Genomic DNA, 22,470 nt, shown 5'->3' with positions numbered 1-22,470 from the left:
TCCTGCTTACTTTCCATGGATCACGATGTCGCGTGGGCCGACTGCCAAGCCACGACGCGCCGGGTGGGGCGTGATTTTTCTCACGAACGTCGATTCGGTTGACGAAGCAAAAGCGGAGCCGGACACGCTGCCGCTCGTGACAGGTGGCTTCGTGCAGTACGAATTCATCCCGGTCGGCACGCTCGCGCGTCTGGGTCGGCTGATCCAGGGCAAACAGGCGTCTACACTGCCTTTAACCGGCAAGCGCTCAGGCGGCAGTCTGCACTACTGCGTGCCGGTTCGATCTGCTTTCCTCGGTACGCAGCGGCGAAAAATCAGTGGCCTGGAGTTGAAGCGTGTCCGACCCCGCGATCGACCGTTTCGCAGTGGCTCGGGTCAGAATGCGGTTCAGGAATTGATAGAAAAGCTGGAGTTGTCTCGCGTCCGAAGCCCGCGGCTCGAGGTCGAATACATTCTCCAGCACCCGGCGCGACAGGTAGAAACGTTGAAGTCCATGGGCAATGCGAACCTGGAAGACGACGCCGTCGCCATTGTGCGGCACCGCTGCCCAACTGAGTACCTGGCTACTCATGGAGCCCCCCGTGGATCATGACCTTCAGATTAGAAGCTAGTTGATCCATACTCGCACACAGAAACGCCGGTGGATATTTTTTCAAAATTGTGACGCTGGACGTTTTGGCATTTTTACCACGGCTATGTGCTTCGACATGGCAAGCTGTCGATAACCGGAGTAAATCAGGCTGTCATCGATTCGGGAGATAAATGTGTCTACAACCCAGGCGCTTCATGTGAACGCACCTAGAGCGCAGGTGAATACGTTTGCGCTCGTGCCTTCGACGTTGCGCGCGCTACGGGCCGGCATCGTCGCGCTTTGCCTGCTAGTGGCAGCCACTGGCTTCTTCACGTGGCACGCATTTCATTCCATCGTCCAGACAATCGGCTACGAATCGGAACCGTCAATCGTCGCAGCCGAGAATATCCGCGGTACGTTAAGCGATGCGCATACCGATTTCCTCAGGGCGTTTGTCAGCGCAGAAGGCACAAACGGCAAAAGCATTAGCGATTATCGTGCGGCAATCGAGCTGGCCAATGACTATCTCGTCGCCGCGTCACAGAATATTGCCTACGGCGAGGCGGAACGTCAGCCGATCCTGCGCGCCCTCGACAACCTCTCCCTGTATCAGACGCTCGAAGGTTCGGCACTGGCGGATGGCGGCAATATTTACGACATACGTGCCGCCGACGACGTTATCCGGGAGCACATCATTCCAGCCGTGGATGATCTGGCGGCAGCAAATTTCGCTCATCTGGACAACGCCTACTCCGACGGCCGGACGGCCGCGCGGATATGGCTGATAGCGTTCTGCGCGGTCTCCATTGCCCTCCTGCTTCTGCTCCTCCATACGCAGCGGTATCTGCTTGCCACCTTCCGGCGCGTCATCAACCCGTGGATTGCCGCCGGTACGGTAGCGCTGGTTCTATGCGCGATTGCATTTGGCGCATGCGGAACGAATTTTCTGTCGAACATCCGGATCGCCAAGGAAGATGCGTTTGACTCGGTGTTTGCCCTGTCGCAGGCGAAAGCGTTGGCCTACAACGCCCACTCGCAGGAAAGTATCTACCTGCTCACGCGCGACAAGGACGAAAAGGCCGAACCGGCAGGCAATTTCCAGCGTTCAGCGACAATGCTGCTGACGCCGGAGCGCGCCGATATGAGCCAGTTGTCGCCCCGTGCACCCCGCCCTAAAAGCGTCGGACTGCTCAACGAGGAGCTGGACAATATCACCTTTGACGGCGAGGAACAGGCCGCACGCGCCACCGTTGCCGCATGGCTCGACTATGCCCGGATCGATAGCCGGATTCGGGATCTCGAGTCGTCCGGGCTACACAGCAACGCGGTTGCACTCGATCTGGGCACAACCGCGATGGAGTCCGAAGGCGCATTTGAGCGATTCGTGGCGACGTTAAATAAAACCACGGACATCAATCAGGATCAGTTCGACGCCGCAGTCGCGCGCGCCGCGAACGAGGCGCGCCTGCTGTGGATCCTTCTGATTCCGTTGCTGCTTGCGCCGCTTGTGGGATCGGTGGCCGGCATCCAGCAACGTCTCGCCGAGTTCCGGGAATGAACGACGTCGAAGATGAACGATCGGATCACCAACCGTAAAACCTCGGCCACTCCTCAACGTTCCCGTCCTCGACGAGCGCCTGATACGCAGGATGCTGCGCGCCAGTGGCGCAGGCATGATTGGGCAGAATGCGCAGTCGCGTGCCGATCGGAAAGCGGCGGGCGATCTCATGATCGGGCTGCCCCGTTCGAGAGATTATTCCGTGCTCCTGATTTGCTCCACTCATCAGATAGTCACCCAATACTTCGCCGCTTTCCGCGCAGACAAGGCCGTAGCCAAAATCCCGCTTCTGCCGTTGGGTCCCGCGATCACGACTCATGGCCATCCAGCCCGCGTCGACGATCGCCCAGCCTTTCTCTTCCTGATGGCCGATCACGGTCGTCAAGACACTCAGCGCAATCTCGGATGTTTCGTTGACGCCGACGTTATGCATGACCAGATCGAACAGGACATATACGCCAGCGCGGACTTCAGTCACGCCTGCGAGATTTTCAGCGGACAGCGCCGTGGGTGTCGATCCGATGCTCACCACCTCGCACGACATTTCGGCAGCGCGAAGCCGCTCAGCCGCGCGAACCGCTCCAGCACGCTCCTGTTCCGCGATACGCACAAGCGCGTCGTGCGTGTCGTATTCGTAGCTCGATCCGGCGTGGGCCATGACGCCACCAAGGCGCATACCGCTCTCAACCAGAGCTTTGCCGACGTTGATAAGCAGATCGTCGTCCGGAGCGATGCCCGAGCGATGACCGTCGACATCCACCTCGATCCATACCTCAAACGCTTCACCTTGCTCACGGCCGAATGCTCCGATGGCTTCGGCACACGTAACGCTGTCGGCAACGATCTTCAGATCGCAGCCTTTCCGGCGCAGTGCCAGCGCGCGGCCGAGTTTGTCCGGTGCCATGCCGACTGCGTACACGATGTCCCGAATGCCCGCCGCAAAGAACTGCTCCGCTTCCTTGAGCGTCGACACGGTGATGCCTCGTGCACCCGCGGCGATCTGTGCTTCAACCACCTGCAAGCACTTGGTAGTTTTGACGTGCGGCCTGAAACGCACACCGAGCGAATCCAGCCGTTGTTGCATCCGTTGGATGTTGCGTTGCATGCGTGCGACGTCGATCACTGCTGCCGGGGTATTCAGGGACTGCAGGTTCATCCGGGACTCCTTAGGAAAGGCGATTCGAAACTCGCTGCCGGGCTAGCGATAGTTAATCACGTTGATGATGTCATTGAGGAACCACGGCAGAATCAGTTGCGTGTCGGGATAGCTCACGCCGACGCTGAGCCTCGGTGGCCTCGAGGTGGAGTCACCCGGCATCAAACGGTCGGGCGTATGCAAAATGTAGCTATCCGTGTCGGCCGGACCCGGCTGGGCGGTTTGACTATCGACGGGCGCCGACGTCGAGGCACAGCCGGCGATGAACACGACGAGAACCGCTGCGAAGCAAAAGGGCTTCATGATGGTGTGAACTCCAGCAACGTTACTTTCACAGTATGGCCGATGACGACGCCCGCTTCATCCGCCCACACTCACGCTTAATGAATCCCGGCGTTTAGCGCCGGCCACTCGTCACCTCGCACAGGCACTCGGCAAACTCAGCTGCCGCGGCCTGCTCATGACGGCCGCTACGCTCGACCAACCCGATCTCGCGAAAAAACACGTCGTCATCGCCAAGCGGCAATGCGGCCACCGTGTCGGGCATATAGAGTCCGGCCGCCTGCGGCACAATCGCGACACCAACGCCCTGGGCCACCAACCCGACTATCCCTTGCAATTCGTCGAGTTCAACGACGTCGTGTACCGTCACACGGATCCTTCGTAGAAAGCGATCCACCAGCCGGCCGCCGAACGAATTGCGATCGTAGCGAATAAAAGGCTCCGATTTGAGCACCGAGCGCCACGGGCGAGCGGCCAGTTCACGCGGCACGAGCAAGACGAACGGTTCCAGAGTCAGCGTGCGCCACTTCAATTCGGCCGGCAGCGCGAACGGCGGTTTGATGATCACCGCCACGTCCACCTCCCCCGAGTCCACGTGAGCCAGCAGATTCAACGACACGCCCGGAATGACACGAATGCGCCATCCCGGCGAATCCTGCCTGAAGCGTTGAATGGCGCTGACCAGAAACGAACCTTGCGCCGACGCGATCGCCCCGACGCGCAGCAAGCCTGACTGCTCCGCCACACCGCCGCGATCGGCCAGGCGCGCGTACACCGAGAGCAGCTCCTCGGCCACCTCGACCGTATGTTTGCCGGCCGCATTGAGCGTCGCCGAGCGGCCGGTCCGCTCGAACAACGGATAGCCCAGGTCCTCCTCCAGACGCTGGATCTGCGCGCTCACCGCCGATTGCGTCAGCCCGATATGAGAGCCGGCACTCGCGAAAGTGCCGTAACGCACGACAGCCAGAAAGGTTTTGAGCTCTCGCATCATGGTGGGATTGATCGATTTTATTGTTGCTGAGGACAAAAATATATCGCTATTCCACTATTTTTGTCATCCCTAGACTGGTTTGCGTGGCACCACATTGAACTACCTGAGGATCCCAACATGAGCGACACCACGACTGCCGTGCCCCCCTTTCACCTCGCCTTCCCGGTGCACAGCATTGCCGCTGCACGCGAGTTCTACGGCGACCTCCTCGGTTGCCCCGAAGGCCGCAGCTCGGAAGACTGGGTGGATTTCAACTTCTACGGCCACCAGATCGTGGCCCATCTCGCGCCGGACGAAGTCGGCCATCGCCAGACGAGCGCCGTGGACGACCACGCGGTCCCGGTGCGCCATTTCGGCGTTGTACTGCCCATGGAGCAATGGCACGCCGCAGCGAAAAAACTCACGGACGCGGGCATGCAATTCATCATCGAACCGTACATCCGCTTCAAGGGCGAAGTGGGCGAGCAAGCCACGATGTTCTTCCTCGATCCGTCGGGCAACGCGCTTGAGATGAAGGCGTTCGCGAACATCGAATCGCTGTTTGCCAAGTAAGCCAATATAACCAGGCAGCAGCCCTTCCCCTTTTACAGGCTCAAGACCCGTTTGCGGCAACGCAAACGGCTGGAGGAGTATTAACGTGAGCGCCGCGATACCCGTCAATGATGAAGCAAAACGCAGCGCGTCCGATGCAGCCGCATGGACGCTCCACGCTTCCGGCGAGCGTCTGCTGATCATCGAACTGCATGCCGGGGACCGCGTCGCCGCAAACCGCAGCGCGCGCGATTTCGCCGCGCGCATCGCGGCGGAAAATCTGCCGTACGTGACCGGTATCGTCCCGGCCATGACGACTGTCGGCATTCACTACGCGCCGCATCGGGTGCCGCTGGACAACACCAGTCTGGCACCCTATGACGCACTCCTCGAAGCGCTGAACAGTCTGTTGAAAACAGTCGACGCCACGCAAGAGGCAGCACGACGCGTGGTCGAGATACCCGTTTGCTACGGCGGCGAACATGGGCCGGATCTCGGCGAAGTAGCTCACGCCTGTGGCCTTTCCGAGCACGAGGTCATCGAACTGCACAGCGGAGCGCTCGTGGACGTGATGATGCTCGGCTTCGCGCCGGGGCATCCCTACCTCGGCATGCTCGACACCAGACTGAGTCCCGCGCGGCGCGCAACGCCCCGCACCGCTGTCGCCCCAGGTTCGATCGGTCTCGCCAACCGGCAATCCGTGATCTATCCGCTGACGTTGCCCGGCGGCTGGAATCTGATCGGACGGACCCCGCTTGCACTGTTCGACCCGGCGCGAGAAGCGCCTTGCCTTGTCAATGCGGGAGACCAGGTTCGCTTCGTGCCGATCACGCCAGAGCAGTTCGAAACCATCAGTCACAACGCAGGAGCGGCGCGATGAGTATCGAAGTCATCAAGCCCGGTGCGTTGAGCACCTTTCAGGATCTCGGTCGGACTGCTTATCGGCACCTCGGCATCCCCGTCAACGGCGTGATGGACGAGCGCGCGCATCGTCTCGCCAATGCACTGGTCGGTAATCTGCCGTCTACCGCGACGCTCGAGATTACGTTGATGGGCCCGACGCTCCGGTTTCACGAAGACGCGGTGATCGCGCTCAGCGGCGCGGACCTCGGCGCTCTGTTGAATGGCGAGCCTCTTCCTGTCAATCATATGGTTGCGGTTGCGAAAGGAAGCGACCTTTCGTTCGGCAAGCGCAGCTTTGGGACGCGTGCATACCTTGCGGTGCGCGGTGGATTCGTCTTCGATCCGGTGATGGGTAGCGCCAGCACCTACACGCGCGGCGCTTATGGCGGCCACGCAGGGCGTCCATTGAAAAAAGGCGATGTGCTTTCTTTGAGTCAACTGGCACCGTCCAGCAGGCTGGCAAAGCTGTCGCAAGCGGCACGAAGCCTGAGCCAGGCGTTCGACGATCAGGTTGCATTGCCGTCCGATTCGCCCATACGGGTGATTCGCGGTCGTGAGTGGTCCTGCTTTTCATCGCACGCCCAGCAAGCGCTCGAGGCTGCGCCGTATCGGATCTCGCCGCAGTCGGACCGGATGGGTTATCGACTCGAAGGCGAGAAGCTCGAGCTGACGGCGCCGCGCGAAGTGATATCGGAAGCGGTCGATTTTGGTTCGATCCAGGTTCCCGCCGACGGCCAACCAATCATTCTGATGGCAGACCGCCAGACGACCGGCGGCTATCCGAAGATCGGCCATGTTTGTGCAGTCGATCTGCCACGGCTCGCACAAAAGATGCCCGGCGAGACCATTCGCCTTACGCTCGTCGACCTGGGTACCGCCCAACGACTGATGTTGTCCCAGCAAAGAAGCTTCGCAGCACTAGAGCAGCTTTGTGTGGCGTCAAGCTGACTACCCCCCACTCTGGAACCGATGATCATGCCGAACGCCTCAACTGCACACTTCGAAACAGACGCGACGCCTTCCGCATCGGCGACGAGGAGTGCCGCTCGCAAGGCAGCGCTTGCCGCGGCCGCCGGAACGTCAATCGAGTATTACGAGTTCGGTGTTTATGGATACATGGCATCCATCATCGGCCCGCTGTTCTTTCCAGCAGGCAACGGCACGGCTGCCCTGCTTTCGGTGCTGGCGATCTTCGGCACGGCCTTTCTGATGCGCCCGGTCGGCGGTATCGTACTTGGACGCCTCGGCGACAAGGTAGGACGCCGTAGTGTCCTGATCGTGACGGTGATCGGCATGGGCGTCGCCACCGGAGCAGTGGGTGTGCTGCCCACTGCGTCTCTCGTGGGAGGACTGGCTCCCATCGCACTCCTGATGGTCCGTCTCGCGCAAGGCTTTTTCGCCGGCGCTGAGGTGACCGGTTCCGCAGCGTACGTGGCGGAGTGCGCGCCGCGCGGCCGGCGCGGTTTCTATGGTGCGGCGACGCCGGTGGGTGTGGCAATTGGCGGCGCACTCGCCGCAGCCGTCTGCGGCTTGACGAGCGGCTTCATGAGCAGCGCGCAACTGCACGACTGGGGCTGGCGCATTCCGTTTCTGATGGCGCTCCCGCTCGTGCTGGTTTCGGCTTACGTGCGCAAACGTATCGAAGAATCGGCCGTGTTCAGGAAGACCCTCGAACAGAGCAAGCCGGTCAAAGCCCCACTGAAAGAAGTCTTCACGCACCACCGTGCGGCGATGCTCAAGGTCTTCCTGATTTCGTTTGGACAGAATGCCGGGTACTGGGTGGGCTTTGTGTTCATGAACATCTACATGATCACCTACCTGAAGTACGACAAGACCAGCGTGTATTGGCTCATGTCCTTGGTCAGCCTCTCGATGGCCGTGCTGATGCCCGTATGGGGCGGCCTGTCCGACCGCATTGGACGCCGCAAAGTGCTGGCCATCGGCTTCGCTGCGTATATCGTGCTGGTCTTTCCGATGATGATGCTGATGAATCACCAGAACATCGGCCTCGCGTTCCTCGCGATGTTTATCGTGGCGCTGCCGATGCCGATCGTGCAATCGGTGGGCTACCCGACCTACGCGGAGCAGTTTCCAACCCGCGTCCGTTATACCGGCACCGCGTTCAGCTTTAACTTCGGCGCGATGCTCGGCGGCGGCGTGACGCCCTATCTCGCCACCGCGCTGATCGGCTCGACCGGCAACCTGCTGAGCCCGGCGTTCCTGCTGGTCGCGGCCGCGTTGATCGGTCTTTTGACGCTCACCAGGACACGCGAAACTGCGTCGGAGTCGTTGCAGTAGCGCGATCGGATCGGGAGTGAGCTTCATGGAACGTCTCAAGCGCAATTCACCTGAAATCTCGCCGACGCCTGCATGGGCGCTGACTCCGCAAGGCGCACGCGCTGGAATCCGCGCGGGTTTCAATGGCAACACGAGCGGCATGGCGCCGGGCTACGCGCAAGGCAATCTGGTCATCCTGCCGCAATCGTGGGCGGATGACTTCGCGGGCTACTGCCGGGCCAATCCCACGCCTTGCCCGCTGATCGGCATGACACGGGCCGGCACAAGCCTCGTCCCCATGCTCGGTGACGACGTCGACCTGCGCACCGACTTGCCGCGCTACCGGGTATGGCGCGATGGCGTCCTCGCAGAAGAGCTCGATGACATCTCCACCCTCTGGCAGGACGATTTCGTCGGCTTTGTGCTTGGCTGCTCGCTGTCATTCGAGCATGCGCTGGAAGTGGCCGGTTTGCGCGTACGCCATGTCGACGAGGGCAAGGTCGTCCCGATGTATCGCACCTCTATCCAGACGCAACCGGTTGGACGGTTTCACGGCCCGATGATCGTGTCGATGCGACCCTACACGCCGCAGGAAGCAGCGATTGCATATGAGGTATGCGGCGGGCTGCCCGGCGCGCATGGTGCCCCCGTCCACATGGGCGACCCCGCGGCGATAGGAATCCGCGACGTGGCCGTTCCGGACGAGGGAGAACCCACCGAGATCCTCGACGGCGAGCAGCCCGTGTTCTGGGGCTGTGGTGTGACGCCGCAGGCCGCGACCATCGAGGCGCGGCCCCCCATTTGCATTACGCACGCGCCGGGCTACATGCTAGTCTGCGATGTGCGCGTGGAAGACCTGGTTCTTCTTTAGGACGCCTTTGCTTGAGGCGCGACGTCCAACGAACGCTGTTCTTCATCCGCGTCGGTCCATTCGTCGCCGAACAGCTCCGGCTTGGCATAAGCCTGCAACGCCGCGTAATGCTCGTCGCAATCGTCACAGAACATGCGTGAGACGATGCCTTGTGCGAGCCGCTCGGCTCCGATGCTCACCGCCGGAATATCGCCCGACAGCTTGCCCTGACTGGCGAGCGCGGAGTAGTTGAAGAGGTGAATGCGGCCCACTGACGGACAGCTTCCCGCGACCTTTTCCTGACACTCGAACGCAGCACCGAGATAAGGCGAATTGGCGAGTTCGTAGTTCGGTCCTTCCTGCGAGGCGTCGAACGCATCCTTCCAGAGCCGGATGTTGCCGGCCACCGTCGCAAGCTCTGGGCGCACCTGCAGGTCTGTCGTGAAGCCCGTGGCGAAGATGATGAAGTCGAGCGTATAGCGGCCATGCGGTGTCTGCACCACCAACTCGTTGCCCTCTTCGACCACATCTTCAACCGGGCTGCCCAGGTGGAAATATGCCTGCTCATGGCGTGAGACCCGCAGCGTGCTGCTGCGCGGAGGCGGGGTCTGGGTCGCCATCGCATAGCTATTGAAGCGCCATTTCCAGGCGTCGGGTAGCGACGCGAAGCCGTGCGCGAGACCCGGGCTGGAGACACCGGTCAGCTTGTTGATCCGCGGCAGGTCCTTGCGCCGGATAAACATGTCCAGGCGCGCGGCGCCCGCCTCCAATGCGGTCGCTGCATTGTCCATTGCGGAAGCGCCCGCGCCTACCACGGCCACGCGCTTGTCGCGCAAGGCGGCGAAGTCGATTTCGTCAGCGGAGTGTGCCCAACGCTGCCTGCTCAATTTTTTCGCCATCGCCGGGACCTGTGGCTGCCCGCCGCCGTCGCGCCCCGTGGCAAGCACGACATGGCGCGCCAGCACCCGTTCTTCTCCAGTGGGCGTCGCCAATGTCACTTCGAGTACGCTATTCGCGGGCGTTGCAGGACGAATTGCCAGTACCGTCGTCTCGCTTTCGATTTCAAGGCCCAGTACGCGTCTGTACCAGACCAGATAATCCATCCACTGCACACGCGGAATCTTGTCGAGCGACTGCCAGGCATCTGTGCCGAACTGCGCTTCGTACCACGCTCGAAACGTCAGCGCCGGCACGCCGAGACAGGGGCCAGTCAGATCTTTAGGCGAACGCAGCGTTTCCATGCGTGCGAAAGTAATCCACGGTCCTTCCGTGCCCAACGGCGCCTTGTCGACGATGCGCATGTTGTCGACGCCAAGCAGCTTCAGTGCTCCCGCCGCAGCAAGGCCACACATGCCGCCGCCGACGATCAGGACATCGGTCACGGCAGCACCGTCAATCGTTCTGCGCGGCGACCAGCCTGCTGGCGGCAGGCACAGCCACTGCAGATCTTGTGCTAGCCGCGCCTCCAGGTCATCGAGCGAGGCAAGGCGGGTCAAGGCGGATTCACGCATGACCCGCCCCTGCTTCGCTGCCGTCCCGCCGGTTGGGAAGAATGGGTGCGCCAAGCGTTTGCATCAGACGGTTTGCCCACGCAAAAATAGCCACAGCGTGCGAATAGTCGAGGATCTCGCCGTCGCTCATGCCTAGCGAGCGAAGCCGCGTCACGTCGTGTACACCAAACTCACCGGACTCGAGCGTCAGCCGGCGTGCGTAGCGCATCAGTTCGCGCTCCCGCTCGTTTGCGCCGCCGCTAACGGGATCGGCAAACACGCGTGTGACGAGATCCGACTCCTTCGTCAACTGATTCAGTCTTTGTGCATGCACGGATGCGCAATACGGGCAGCCGTTTAAGGTGGAAACAACTAGTGCCCCCAGTTCCCGGTCGGCGCGCGACAGTCCGCCCGGCGCATACATGATGGCGTTATACGTGCCGCTACGTTGCCGCAGTACCGCGGGATTGTGAACGAGCGTCAGGTAGTAAGGTGAAGTGCGGGCCGTCGGGCCGCTTTCGTCGAGGACCGCCAGTTGATCGGGCGTGGCCGTGGCGAGATCCACCGGCGTGAGCCACGATGCCCATTCGATCGGCTCGGCGGTAAAGCCGCTATGACGAACGAAATTCCTAGAGCCACTCTTCGCGGTTGCCGCCGCACGTTCGACGCCGGCAAGCGCACGCACCGTGAGAATCAGACGTGCCTGAAACGATACATAGCCGATCAGTTGCGAAAGCGTGACGATTTCGTACTCCGTCATACCCACTGCGTTCAAGGCGTCGAGCGCAGCTTGATCACACGATGCCGGTGCCGACGTTACGCGCGTGGTGTGTTCAAACACCGCTTTTTCCAACGCATCTTCTTTGGCGTCCGTATCGAGCGGCTCAATACACTCAAGCGCGTCAAGATAAAAACGCGCCAGCCCTGCTTCCTCGGTCAACGCTGCGACCTTGGCGGCACATAAGAAGCGCAGACGCAAATCGAAGTTGCCGGGTTCGTCGACAAACAGGGCATCAAACGTAGCCTGGATAAAGTCGACGATCTTCGGCCGATGTTGCCGGATGTCCCGCGCGATCTGCGGATTTGCCGGATCAGCGATCTGGTCGACGACATCGCCGTCTGGATGATGGTTACTCACACTACACTCCTTTTAAGCTTGGTTCTGATCTGACTTTTACGCTGGCCTTCACGACTCAAGCGTCCCAAGCTGAGCCGTCGCGGACTCGTCCCGCGATGGGCGTTTCATAAAAATTACCGATATCAGCCCCAGCGTCAGTCCAATCATCACGTAGAACACCGGCGCTAACGGCGAGCCAGTCAGCTTGATCAGGCCGGTCACGAAAAACTGCGCAAAGCCTCCGAAAATCAGCACTGCCACGTTGTTGACAATCGCAAGAGACGTGGCTCTCGTTCGCACCGGGTACAGTTCTGCAAGGGTCGTGCAATAGACGCCGAGAAAGGTGGCACTAAACACGCCCGCAATCACCTGAGTCAGCAGCAGGCGCTCGATTGAGGGAGCGGCCGTCACCCATGCGTACAGCGGATACAAGGTCACGAGATAGGCCCCTAACGACGCCAGCAGAAGCCGTTTCCTGTCGAAGCGGTCGGACGCTGCGCCAGCAATAGGCACCACAATCAGCATGACGATGGCCGCAATCATCTGCACCATGAAACTTTGTGCAAGCGGCAAGTGCAGAACCTGCTTCGCGTAGGTCACCGTATAACCGAACGTGACATAAAACGACACCGCACTGGCGACGACCATGCCCATGCCGATCAGGTACCTCGCGCCGTGCTGTTTCAGACCAGCGCTCATGGCCGTCGAGCGCGTTTTGGCGCGGCTCAATACCTGGGTGAAAACACTTGACTCCATCACACTGCGGCGCATGTACAGCGCAATCGGCACGATCACGAGGCCGACTGCGAAGGGAATGCGCCAGGCTCCGGCCGCCTGTTGTTCCGGTGTAAAAAGCTGCGTGATCAGCATGCCGAGTGCGGCACCCAGAACCTGTGCCATCAATTGCCCGGTGATCTGCCATGAACCGAAGAAGCCGGCCCGGCCTGGCGGCGCGAGCTCGATCAGAAACGCGGTCGAGGTGCCGAACTCACCGCCCACCGAAAATCCCTGCAAAAGGCGTGCAATCAGCACAATCAGCGGTGCGACGACACCTGCGCTGGCATACGTCGGCGCCAAGGTGATCATCAGGACGGAGACGGCCATGATAAACATGCCGAGCGTCATGGCCGCCTTGCGGCCGCGGCGGTCGCCATAAAGCCCAAGCACGATGCCGCCAACCGGCCGCATGAAAAATCCCGCACCGAACAGCGCCGTTGTGAGCAGGATGGCATTGAGCTCGCTTCCCGGTATGGCTGAATTAACCGGGAAAAACAGCTTGCTGATTACCGGCGTCATCACCGCGAACACGGTGAAGTCGTACCACTCCATCGCGTTGCCCAACACCGCAGCGACCACACCGCGTCTACTGCTCGATCGTGATTCCATCGGTTCGATTCCTTGCTGTGATTTGCAGGGCAGGCGCTAGCATGCCGGCCTCAGCGGCTATTTTGCCTTGAAACAAAGTCTTTCAGCGAAAGTCTGTCGACAGCAGGAAGAAAGAAAAAATTGAACGGACAGAAAATCTCCATGCATTTCGCCCGGCGGGTAGACTTGCGTATATCCGCATACACTTCGTATACTTAACATATAACTTCAGTGAGAGCGCGTGAATACTAATTCCACCTCCAGTCCCGAGAAGCTCGGCGAACTGGCCTATCAGACGCTGCGCCGCATGATCCTCGACAAGGCGTTGCGCAGCGGTGGTCCGGTCGTCGAAGGTCGGCTCGCCGAAGAACTCAACATCTCCCGCACCCCGATGCGCGAGGCTCTGCTGCGGCTCGAAGGCGAAGGCCTGTTGGCGCGCGCCGGCGCGCGCTCCTATTCGGTGCGCTTCGTCAGCGCGCAGGAATACTTTCAGGCCATGAAAGTGCGCGAACTGCTCGAAGCGGAAGCCATCGGGCTCGCAATCGGCAAGATCGACAAGAAGCTGGTGCATCAGCTAGTGAAGAAGATCAAGGCGCTCAGCAGCGGCCAGCAGGAACAGGCCCACTGGCAGCTCGACGATCAGGTGCATACGATGATGGCGCGCGCAAGCGGCAACGATGTGCTCGCCCATATGATCGACCTGGTGCGCACGAACAGCCGGCTGTTCGAACTGGTCACGCCGTTTAACCGTATCGAGGAAGATCGCGCCGAGCATCTGGCGATTCTTGAAGCGTATCTGGCGGACGACGCGGAAGCGGCGCGTACCGCCGTGCGCACGCATCTGCAGAACCTGCGCCGTTTTGTGCTCGACCGGCTTGCAGAAGGCACGTATAGCTGAGCGGCGCAGCAGCGCATGGGCGCTGCACGCAAGGGATTGTGTGCAACTTCCGTACTGCCTGCGTGCCGCTTCAGTGCCGCAAAATCTTCCCGACAAATTCCCGCGTGCGCGCTTCCTGCGGCGCATCGAATAGCTGCTGGGGCGTGCCGGTCTCAATCACGTGACCGCCAGCCATAAACACAACCTTCGACGACACTTCCCGCACGAAGCTCATTTCGTGCGACACGATGAACATCGTGATGCCATCAGAAGCGAGTTCACGGATCGTGTCGAGCACTTCGTTGACGAGCTCAGGATCGAGCGCAGCGGTCACCTCATCGAGCAACAGTACCTTGGGCTTCAACGCGAGCGCACGCGCAATCGCTACACGCTGCTGCTGGCCGCCCGACAATTCGTCCGGATAGGCATGCAGGCGGTGCGCGAGCCCCACACGCGTCAGCAGATTGATCGCATTCTGCTCGACCTCGGCGCGCGGCCAGCGTTTTATCTTGGTCGGCGTAATCATCACGTTGTCGATCACGGTCATGTTCTGGAACAGGTTGTATTGCTGGAACACAATCGCGATGTCCAGACGCAGCGCGCGAACAGCGGTCCTGTCCGCATAATTCACCTCGCTGCCGTTCAGAAGCACGCTGCCGTGCTCGGGCTGCAGCAGCCCCATCAGGACACGCAGCAAGGTGCTCTTGCCCGACCCTGACGGTCCGATCAGGCTGACAATCTCGCCCTTCTCGACGGACAGGTTGATACGCTCCAGTACCGTGTGCGGACCATAGGAGGCTTTCAGGTCAACGATTTCGAGTTGAGGCAAGATTCTTCTCCAGGCGCTTACCTAAGCGCGACAGGGGATACGACATCAGGAAGTACAGCGCCAGGATGCTCCCGTACACGAGCGTGGCGGAAAAACCCTTGTTGCTGAGCACCTTCCCCGCCGATGTGAGTTCCATCACACCGATCTGCGAGGCAAGCGCCGTGTCCTTGATGAACATGACGAAGAAGCCAAAGGTGGGCGGCAAGATCACACGCCACGCCTGCGGCACGATCACGTAGCGCAGCGTTTGCAGATAACTGAAGTTAAATGTGCTGGCGGCCTCCCACTGATTGACGTGAACCGACTCCAGGCCGCTGCGCACGATCTCGCCGAGATACGCCGCGGCAATCAGGCAGACGCTGATCAGCGCAACCGTGAAAGTCGACAGGTTCGCGTTGAGCGCCTGGCTGGCAAAAAACACCAGCATCAGCGTGACGAGAAACGGTACGCGCCGCAGCAGCAGGCAGTATGCGAACATCAGCGCGCGCACTGGAGCCATCGCCCGCGAGCGCGTCACACGCAGGACTGCCACCGCAAAACCCGCAACGAATCCAGCCAGACAACCGATTACCGACAACACGAAGGTCGCGACCAGCCCTTCGAGCAGCAACAACAGGTTGTAGTACGAAAACAGGCCAGCGAGTTGCATCATCATCGAAGAGCCGGCCATCAAAACACCCTGATCTTCGCGCGGCACACATGGCGGCCGAACATCGCAAGCGCGAAAGTTGCCAGCAGCGTGATCGCGATATACATGACAGCCGCCACGCTAAACGCTTCGACCGACAGGTAGGTCTGCGAGCTGATGTTATAGGTGCGCCCCGTCAGTTCCTCGACGCCGAAGATCGAGGCCATCGAGGTACCTAACGTCATGACAATGAACTGATTCGACAGAGGTGCAAACATCACTTTCACTACGTGTGGAAAAATCACATACCGCACGATCTGCGGCGTCGAAAAGCCCAGTACTTCCGCAGCCTCGATTTCCGTCCACCGTACCGATGCGAAACCGGCGCGCTGAATTTCACACAGGTAAGCGCCTGCATTAAACGTAGCGCCGATCAGAACCGCGGAGTACGGCGACAGCGTGATGCCGATGTCGGGTAACGCGAAAAACAGGAAGAAAATCTGCACGAGCTGCGGGGTATTGGTCGCAAAGCTCACATAGGCGGTTACAACACGGCGCAAAACGGCCGGCCCGTACCGCAGGACCGACGCGCAGACAAGTCCGATCAGCATGCCAAAAGCGAACGCCAGTACCGCGATCTGCAGGCTGAGCCACGCGCCGCCCAGCAGATACGGCCATTGCTCGAGGATGGGCCCGAACTGAAGCGTCATCTAATCAGCACTCCTTGAAACGAAGTTGTGCAGCGCCCGTTGCAGTAAAACCGCAACGCACGCTGTCAGTGACGCGAAGCAAAGCTTATTGCGCTGCAACCGCAGGCGGCGCAGCGGTCGGATCGTACAGCATCGGGCTGCCAAACCACTTCTTCCAGCTTTCCGCCACAAAACCGTTCTTCTGCAAGACGCCGATTTCCTTGTTCAGACGCTCGGTCAACGCGGTATTCCCCTTCTTGATGCCGATACAGTCGTAGTCCACTTCAATCGGTGCGTCGACGACACGCCATTTCGTCGGATAGCTTTTCGTGAAGCTCAGCATGAAATCGAGCACGTCGATCAGCGCGTCGGAGCGGCCCTGCGCAATCGAGCGTACCGCGTCGGGATAGTTGTCCAGCAACAGCAGTTGCGCCTTCGGCAGCTTGTCCTGAATCAGCTTGACCGGTGTCGTGCCGCGCACCTGCACGAGCCGAACCGACGGATCGTTCAGTTGCGTCCAGTCCTTGTACGGCTTGTCTTGTGTGGTCAGCACGCCCAGTACTTCAGTATTGACCGGGTCCGTGAAGTCGATCACTTTCAGCCGGTCGGCGTTGCGCGTCATACCGCCCATCACCGCGTCGATCTTGTCGGACATCAGAAACGGCACGCGGTCGGCCGAGCCAACCGGCACGATTTCCAGCTTGACGCCCAGCGAATCCGCAATCTTCTTCGCGATGCTCACATCGAAACCGTCGATATTGTTCTTGGCATCATAGACGCCAAGCGGCGGCAGGTTCGGGTTGATACCGAACACAATCGTCTTCGAGGCAAGAATTTCGTCCAGCGTGCGGGCGCTTGCATCGAGTGAGCCAAGCAGCGCGCAGGCCGCGAGGCCAGCGGCAAGCATGCGGCTCAGGGTGATCGAGGGTTTCATGCTGTAACTCCGTGAGAGGGGCGGCTAGGTGTGGGAAGGCTCGGTCGAGGCGTTCGCAGCGCCACTTGTTTTTGGCGACTTTGCGTATACGTATCGTATACGTTAGTATCAAAGCATCGCCTAAATTACTTGTCAAGCGAGGTTGGTGCCGATGTCTGCAGCGGATGCCATGCGTATTCACGACTCGAACCGTGTTGCAACCGTCGAGCTGTTTCTCGACGGGCAGCGCTTCACGGCACGCGCGGGCGAAAGCGTCGCGGTCGCCCTGTTTGCGTCTGACGTAAAGGCCTTGCGCTCGAGCCCGCGTCTGCGCGAGGCACGTGGCATGTTCTGCCTGATGGGGTCGTGCCAGGAATGTCTGGTGATGGTCGACGGTCGCCGCACACTCGCGTGCCGAACACCGGTGACCGATGGCCTGCATGTCGAAACCGTCCCGGAGACCGGCGCCGATGGCTGAGTTCGACGTGGTGGTGCTTGGAGGCGGACCGGCGGGCGTGCATGCGGCGCTGGCAGCGGCATCGGCTGGGCTGAACGTCGCGCTGTTCGACGAGAACGCCAGCGCGGGAGGACAGGTCTACCGCGCCCCCATAGAAGGCATGCGCGCCGCGAGCAGCGCCGATCAGCAGGCAGGCGACGTATTGCGGCGTGAGCTGACCGCCAGTACCGTGACTACCTTCTTCGCCCACTCGGTGTGGGCCGTGACCGGCGATTACCGCATCGACGCCACCGGCCCCAACGGCCCTGTGCATTGCATGGCGCGCGCGCTGATCGTGGCATCGGGAACGACTGAACGGGTCGTACCGTTCGAAGGATGGACCACGCCCGGTGTAATCGGCTTGGCCGCTGCGACGATTCTGCTGAAATCGCAAGGAGTACTGCCTGGTCGCTCGACGCTCGTCGCCGGATGCGGGCCGCTGCTCGCGGCCGTGGCGGCGAAGACCATCGAAGGCGGCGGCAAGGTCGAGGCAATTGCCGATCTCGCCGGCACCGCCGACTGGGCACGCGCGCTGCCGGCGATGCTCGCGCGCCCCGGTCTGCTGCGACAAGGAGTCGACTGGTGGCGCACCATCAACCGTGCCCGGACGCCGCGGTATGGACGTCACACCATCATTCGTGTCGAACCGGCTGACGAACGCTTGCGTGCCACGCTCGCCCCCTGCGACGCGGCTGGACGTCCAATCAGCGGACAGCGAACGACCGTGCTGGCCGATTGCATCGCCGTCGGTCACGGTCTCACGCCAGCCACGGAAATCACCCGTCTGTTGCGCGCGAAGCATCGCTTCTCGCGTGCGGCGGGAGGATGGATCGCCGTCGCCGATCAGGATGGACGCACCTCGCGCCCACTGCTTTATGTCGCTGGGGACGGCGCCGGCATCGCCGGTGCGGCGGCGGCCGCCACGCACGGCGCGTTGGCCGGACTGGCCTGCGCGCTCGATCTCGGCGCGGCTAATCCCGTGCGCCTGACGCGCGGTATCGGGCCTGCACGCAGCGCCCATCGACACGCCGCGCGCTTTGGCCATGCGATGGCCAATCTGATGGCGCTGCGCCCGGGACACGTGGAAAGCATTACGCCAGAGACGATTGTGTGCCGTTGCGAAGACGTGACACGTGCAGAGATCGAGGCCGCCTGCGACGCCGGCGCCCGCGACATCAATCAGCTCAAGGCGTGGACACGCTGCGGAATGGGCCCATGCCAAGGCCGCACGTGCGGCGACGTAGCCGGCGAACTGCTGATGCGGCGTATGGGCACCGCTTCGCGCGAAACCGTCGGCTGCTTCTCGGCCCGCACGCCGTTACGGCCGGTGACGGTGGAAGCGTTGACCGGGAATTTCACGTATGACGAAATCCCCATTCCGAAGGCGGCTCCGCTATGAGTACGCCGGGTCAGACCGTACACGGACCATTCGACGTTGCCATCGTAGGTGGCGGCGTGATGGGTTGCACCACTGCGCTATTCCTCGCACGCGGCGGCATGCGAGTCGCGCTGATCGAGCGTGATGCCCTGTGCCGCGCCGCCTCGGGCGTGAACGCGGGCACGCTCACGCTTCATATGACGCGCGCCGCGCTGGTTCCGTACGCCAGGCGCGGCTGGCAAATGTGGATGGAATCCGAACAATGGCTTGGTTCCAGCGTCCTTGCGACCGCGGTGCCGGGGCTCTCGCTCGCGTTCACCGAAACAGAGCGCGAACTGCTGCGCGCTCGCGCCGCAGCACGACGCGAATATGGCGCGCAGATTGACCTGCTCGAGCGCGACGCCGCGCTAGCGGTCGAACCGGGTCTCAATCCCGCGATGCTTGAAGCCGCGTTCTGCCAGACCGACGGTTTTGCCAGTGCTTATTTAACGGGGCGCGCCTTTCACGCGGCGCTGCGGACAGCGGGCGTGCAGATCTTCGAGCAGACCGCTGTCACACGCATTGATCACGCCAATGGGCACTACCGCGTACATGGCCCCGAACACCAGGGCGCCTCGGTTCGCATCGACGCCACGCGCCTCGTCATGGCAGGCGGTGTCTGGCTCGAACCGCTGCTCGCGATGCTCGATATCCGCATTCCCGTAAAAGCGCTGGTAAACCAGCTCATCATCACCGAACGGATGCCTCCCGTCATACGCACGGTGCTAAGCATTGCGAACGGCTTGCTGTCGATGAAGCAGTTCGCTAACGGCACCGTACTGATCGGCGGCGGCTGGCAAGGTGTCGGCGATCGCGCGCGCGGCCCGGTCGAAACGATTCCGCAAAACCTCACCGGCAACCTGCGTCTTGCACAGCACGTGATTCCCGCGCTGGCAAAAGCGCGCGTCGCGCGCATCTGGCTGGGGCTCGAGGCCGAGACAGCCGACGCCATGCCGATGATCGGCGCGCTGCCTGGACTCGCTGACGCATGGGTCATCGGCTGCGTGCATTCCGGTTATACGAGCGGGCCCTACATGGGCAAGCTGCTCGCTCAAACGATGCTCGGCGCGACGCCCGAGCTGCCGTTGTTCGATCCCGCCCGGCTCATCGCCGCCGCGCCCGAACTCCCTCAACGAGAACAGACCCAATGATTCCCTCGCACGACGCTCCCTTCAACGGCATCTACGCCTCCACACTGTGCCCGCTCGATGCGCACGGCCGCCATCTCGACGAGGCTGCGCTCGCGTCCCATCTCGAGGAAGTGACGGCGATCGATGGGATAGTCGGACTCCTGATCAACGGCCACGCTGGCGAGAACTTCGCTCTGTCGCGCGATGAAAAGCGGCGCGTGGTGGAAATCGCGCATAGTGTCTGCGGCGACCGCTCGATCATCGTCGCAGGGATCAATTCGGAGGATAGCTACGAAGCGCAGGCGCATACCGACGATGCCCAGCGGGCAGGCGCCGACGCCTTGCTGCTGTTTCCGCCGTACTCGTGGGCGCTCTCCACCGATCTGGAGACCGTCGTCACGCATCACCGGCTGGCCAACGCGAACGCCGGTCTGCCGATGATGCTCTATCAGGCCGGCGTCAGCACCGGTGGAATGGCCTATACGCCTGAAATGCTAACGGCGCTGGCCAGCTTGCCCGAGGTGGTGGCCATCAAGGAAGGCAGCTGGGAAACCGCCGCGTATGAGGCCAATCGCAGGCTTTTGAAATCGGTGGCGCCGCATATTGCCGTCATGGCGTCGGGCGACGAGCACCTGTTCCCATGCTTTGCCATCGGCACCGAGGGTAGCCTCGTCAGCCTGGCAGCGGTCGTGCCGGAGCTGATCGTCGCCCTGCACCGGGCGGTGCTGAACGGCAGCCTCAGCGAAGCGCAACAGCTCCATGCGCGCGTCTATCCGCTGGCAAAACTCATCTACGGCACCGCGCCCGGCTCGCACGCGAACGCACGTCTGAAGGCCTGTTTGCACCTGCTTGGCAAATTCCCGCATGCATCGATGCGACCGCCCATCTCGCGCCTGTCCGCTGCAGAAATCGGCCGTCTCGAGGACGCCCTCTCCTTTGCCCTTGCCACTGACCATGAACGGAGCGATTCATGACTCACGACCCGACACGCACGCTGATTCGCGGAGGACGCCTGATTACCGCCGTTGACGACTACGTCGCCGATATCGTGATCGAAGGCGGACGCATCGTCTGTATCGGCCAGCAGCTCGAAGCCGGACCCGACACTCACGTAATCGACGCGAGCGGCCTGCTGGTATTTCCAGGCGGCGTCGACGCCCACACGCATATGGAGAATACCTTCGGGCCCTCGGTCACCTGCGACAATTTCGCGTCCGGTACCCGCTCGGCGGCGTTCGGCGGCACCACGACGATCATCGACTTTGCGCTGCAAAACGCCGGCACCAGCCCACTCGATGCAATTGCGCGCGCGCAATCGAAAGCGGCCTCGGTTGCCAGTATCGACTATGCCTTTCACGTGATCGTCACGCAGGTCGACGACAAGGTCCTCGGCGACATGCAATACGCGATCCGTCACGAAGGCGTGTCGAGCTTCAAGATGTTCATGGCGTACCCCGGCACGGTGATGTCGGACGATGCGGCGATTTTCCAGGCCATGCGCATGGTGGGTCAGCATGGCGGCATGATTGCGTTGCACGCCGAGAACGGCACCGTGATCGACCTGCTGATTCGCGAAGCGATTGCCCAGGGTCATACATCGCCGCGCTATCACGCGCTCACACGTCCAGCCATCATGGAAGGCGAGGCGACGCATCGCGGCATCAAACTCGCAGAGCTCGCCGAGGCGCCGGTGTACTTCGTGCATCTGTCCGCCAAGGAAGCGCTAAAACATGTGATCGAAGCGCGCGACCTCGGCATTCCTGTGTTTGCGGAAACCTGCCCGCATTACCTGTTCTTCGACGAGTCGGCCTACGCCGACGAAAGCTTCGACACCGCACGCTATGTAATGAGTCCGCCGCTGCGTTCGAAAGACGCGCAGAACGCGCTATGGACGGCGCTGAAAACGGACGACCTGCAACTCATCTCCACCGATCATTGCCCCTACTGCATGAAAGAAGGCCATCGCGGCAACGTGAACCAGAAGCCGCTCGGGCAGGACGATTTTTCGAAGATTCCGAACGGCGTGCCCGGTGTGGAAACTCGCATGACCGTTGTTTACGACGGAGGGGTGCGCACGGGCCGAATTTCGCTGAACCGCTTTGTCGAACTGACGTCGACCGCGCCTGCGAAACTGTTTGGGCTGTTCCCGAAGAAAGGCACGCTGGCGATAGGCAGCGATGCCGATATCGTGCTGTTCGATCCAGGTGAAGTACATACGATCAGCGCGCATACACAGCACAGCGATTGCGATTTCACGCTATTCGAAGGCCACTCTGTGACGGGACGCGTGAAGAAGGTATTGCTCCGCGGCGAGTTGCTGATCGACGACGGCGAGTGGGTGGGCCAAACCGGACACGGGCAATTCGTCCCGCGCGGCGAGTTGGGCGCGCACTGGTAACA

At 61.3% G+C, this 22,470-nt stretch carries 23 protein-coding genes; 12 read left to right on the top strand and 11 right to left on the bottom strand.

The window, feature by feature from the left end; all coding sequences use genetic code 11:
- Positions 1–247 precede the first annotated feature (247 nt).
- A complete protein-coding gene (locus BUS06_RS38415; RefSeq protein ID WP_074268022.1) occupies positions 248–571 on the bottom strand; it encodes a hypothetical protein in 324 nt (107 codons plus the stop codon).
- 217 nt (positions 572–788) lie between these two features.
- Between BUS06_RS38415 and BUS06_RS30300 the strand changes: the two genes are divergently transcribed.
- A complete protein-coding gene (locus tag BUS06_RS30300) occupies positions 789–2,129 on the top strand; it encodes a hypothetical protein (protein ID WP_143787683.1) in 1,341 nt (446 codons plus the stop codon).
- Between the two features lie 25 nt (positions 2,130–2,154).
- On the opposite strand, the gene BUS06_RS30295 is transcribed toward BUS06_RS30300, so the two are convergent.
- The 3 genes from BUS06_RS30295 to BUS06_RS30285 all read right to left on the bottom strand — a co-directional run bounded on the left by BUS06_RS30295 (position 2,155) and on the right by BUS06_RS30285 (position 4,558).
- Positions 2,155–3,285, bottom strand: a complete 1,131-nt coding sequence (locus BUS06_RS30295; protein WP_074268020.1) for a DSD1 family PLP-dependent enzyme — start codon at positions 3,283–3,285, stop codon at positions 2,155–2,157.
- A 42-nt stretch (positions 3,286–3,327) separates the two neighbouring features.
- Positions 3,328–3,588, bottom strand: a complete 261-nt coding sequence (locus BUS06_RS30290) for a hypothetical protein (protein ID WP_074268019.1) — start codon at positions 3,586–3,588, stop codon at positions 3,328–3,330.
- 94 nt (positions 3,589–3,682) lie between these two features.
- Positions 3,683–4,558 (bottom strand): LysR family transcriptional regulator, encoded by an 876-nt coding sequence (locus tag BUS06_RS30285; protein WP_074268018.1) that lies wholly within the window; start codon positions 4,556–4,558, stop codon positions 3,683–3,685.
- A gap of 117 nt (positions 4,559–4,675) precedes the next feature.
- On the opposite strand from BUS06_RS30285, the gene BUS06_RS30280 reads away from it, so the two are divergent.
- From BUS06_RS30280 to BUS06_RS30260, 5 genes are all read left to right on the top strand, one after another.
- Positions 4,676–5,110 carry a VOC family protein gene (locus tag BUS06_RS30280; protein ID WP_074268017.1) on the top strand — a complete coding sequence of 145 codons (435 nt, stop codon included), beginning with the start codon at positions 4,676–4,678 and terminating at the stop codon, positions 5,108–5,110.
- Between the two features lie 85 nt (positions 5,111–5,195).
- Entirely contained in the window at positions 5,196–5,969 is a 774-nt protein-coding gene (pxpB, locus tag BUS06_RS30275) for a 5-oxoprolinase subunit PxpB (protein ID WP_254369003.1), read from the top strand.
- Entirely contained in the window at positions 5,966–6,940 is a 975-nt protein-coding gene (locus BUS06_RS30270) for a 5-oxoprolinase subunit C family protein (RefSeq protein WP_074268016.1), read from the top strand. The genes pxpB and BUS06_RS30270 overlap by 4 nt, the downstream gene beginning before the upstream one ends.
- A gap of 27 nt (positions 6,941–6,967) precedes the next feature.
- Positions 6,968–8,290: an MFS transporter gene (locus BUS06_RS30265; protein WP_074269377.1), complete on the top strand. Its 1,323-nt coding sequence runs from the start codon at positions 6,968–6,970 to the stop codon at positions 8,288–8,290.
- Between the two features lie 25 nt (positions 8,291–8,315).
- Positions 8,316–9,140, top strand: a complete 825-nt coding sequence (locus tag BUS06_RS30260; RefSeq protein ID WP_074268015.1) for a putative hydro-lyase — start codon at positions 8,316–8,318, stop codon at positions 9,138–9,140.
- Here the strand turns inward: BUS06_RS30260 and BUS06_RS30255 are convergent.
- The 3 genes from BUS06_RS30255 to BUS06_RS30245 are packed head-to-tail and all read right to left on the bottom strand — an operon-like array spanning position 9,137 to position 13,112.
- A complete protein-coding gene (locus tag BUS06_RS30255) occupies positions 9,137–10,630 on the bottom strand; it encodes a flavin-containing monooxygenase (protein WP_074268014.1) in 1,494 nt (497 codons plus the stop codon). The two genes, BUS06_RS30260 and BUS06_RS30255, sit on opposite strands and share 4 nt — an antisense overlap.
- Positions 10,623–11,747: a CMD domain-containing protein gene (locus tag BUS06_RS30250; RefSeq protein ID WP_074268013.1), complete on the bottom strand. Its 1,125-nt coding sequence runs from the start codon at positions 11,745–11,747 to the stop codon at positions 10,623–10,625. Before BUS06_RS30250 ends, BUS06_RS30255 begins: the two co-directional genes overlap by 8 nt.
- 48 nt (positions 11,748–11,795) lie before the next feature.
- Positions 11,796–13,112 carry an MFS transporter gene (locus BUS06_RS30245; RefSeq protein ID WP_074268012.1) on the bottom strand — a complete coding sequence of 439 codons (1,317 nt, stop codon included), beginning with the start codon at positions 13,110–13,112 and terminating at the stop codon, positions 11,796–11,798.
- 220 nt (positions 13,113–13,332) lie between these two features.
- On the opposite strand from BUS06_RS30245, the gene BUS06_RS30240 reads away from it, so the two are divergent.
- Complete coding sequence (locus tag BUS06_RS30240; protein WP_074268011.1) at positions 13,333–13,989, top strand: GntR family transcriptional regulator; 657 nt, start codon at positions 13,333–13,335, stop codon at positions 13,987–13,989.
- 70 nt (positions 13,990–14,059) lie between these two features.
- Here BUS06_RS30240 and BUS06_RS30235 read toward each other — a convergent pair whose 3' ends face one another.
- The 4 genes from BUS06_RS30235 to BUS06_RS30220 all read right to left on the bottom strand — a co-directional run bounded on the left by BUS06_RS30235 (position 14,060) and on the right by BUS06_RS30220 (position 17,048).
- Complete coding sequence (locus tag BUS06_RS30235; protein WP_074268010.1) at positions 14,060–14,797, bottom strand: amino acid ABC transporter ATP-binding protein; 738 nt, start codon at positions 14,795–14,797, stop codon at positions 14,060–14,062.
- Positions 14,775–15,467 carry an amino acid ABC transporter permease gene (locus tag BUS06_RS30230; protein WP_254369002.1) on the bottom strand — a complete coding sequence of 231 codons (693 nt, stop codon included), beginning with the start codon at positions 15,465–15,467 and terminating at the stop codon, positions 14,775–14,777. Before BUS06_RS30230 ends, BUS06_RS30235 begins: the two co-directional genes overlap by 23 nt.
- Positions 15,467–16,135, bottom strand: a complete 669-nt coding sequence (locus BUS06_RS30225; RefSeq protein WP_074268009.1) for an amino acid ABC transporter permease — start codon at positions 16,133–16,135, stop codon at positions 15,467–15,469. The genes BUS06_RS30230 and BUS06_RS30225 overlap by 1 nt, the downstream gene beginning before the upstream one ends.
- Before the next feature lie 85 nt (positions 16,136–16,220).
- The gene (locus tag BUS06_RS30220) at positions 16,221–17,048 is read right to left on the bottom strand and encodes a transporter substrate-binding domain-containing protein (RefSeq protein WP_074268008.1); all 828 of its coding nucleotides are present in this window, start codon (positions 17,046–17,048) and stop codon (positions 16,221–16,223) included.
- A gap of 151 nt (positions 17,049–17,199) precedes the next feature.
- Between BUS06_RS30220 and BUS06_RS30215 the strand changes: the two genes are divergently transcribed.
- From BUS06_RS30215 to hydA, 5 genes are read left to right on the top strand one after another with little or no spacing between them, the layout of a single operon-like run.
- Positions 17,200–17,505: a (2Fe-2S)-binding protein gene (locus BUS06_RS30215; protein ID WP_254369001.1), complete on the top strand. Its 306-nt coding sequence runs from the start codon at positions 17,200–17,202 to the stop codon at positions 17,503–17,505.
- A complete protein-coding gene (locus BUS06_RS30210) occupies positions 17,498–18,922 on the top strand; it encodes a (2Fe-2S)-binding protein (protein WP_074268007.1) in 1,425 nt (474 codons plus the stop codon). Before BUS06_RS30215 ends, BUS06_RS30210 begins: the two co-directional genes overlap by 8 nt.
- Positions 18,919–20,091 (top strand): NAD(P)/FAD-dependent oxidoreductase, encoded by a 1,173-nt coding sequence (locus BUS06_RS30205; RefSeq protein ID WP_074268006.1) that lies wholly within the window; start codon positions 18,919–18,921, stop codon positions 20,089–20,091. The genes BUS06_RS30210 and BUS06_RS30205 overlap by 4 nt, the downstream gene beginning before the upstream one ends.
- On the top strand, positions 20,088–21,044 hold the full coding sequence (locus tag BUS06_RS30200; RefSeq protein ID WP_074268005.1) for a dihydrodipicolinate synthase family protein: 957 nt from the start codon (positions 20,088–20,090) through the stop codon (positions 21,042–21,044). Before BUS06_RS30205 ends, BUS06_RS30200 begins: the two co-directional genes overlap by 4 nt.
- Positions 21,041–22,468 carry a dihydropyrimidinase gene (gene hydA, locus BUS06_RS30195; protein WP_074268004.1) on the top strand — a complete coding sequence of 476 codons (1,428 nt, stop codon included), beginning with the start codon at positions 21,041–21,043 and terminating at the stop codon, positions 22,466–22,468. Before BUS06_RS30200 ends, hydA begins: the two co-directional genes overlap by 4 nt.
- Positions 22,469–22,470: the final 2 nt, after the last annotated feature.

Origin of the sequence: Paraburkholderia phenazinium, from assembly GCF_900141745.1 — a bacterium.
Taxonomy (GTDB): Bacteria; Pseudomonadota; Gammaproteobacteria; order Burkholderiales; family Burkholderiaceae; genus Paraburkholderia; species Paraburkholderia phenazinium_B.
This window is presented reverse-complemented; position numbering and strand designations above follow the sequence as displayed.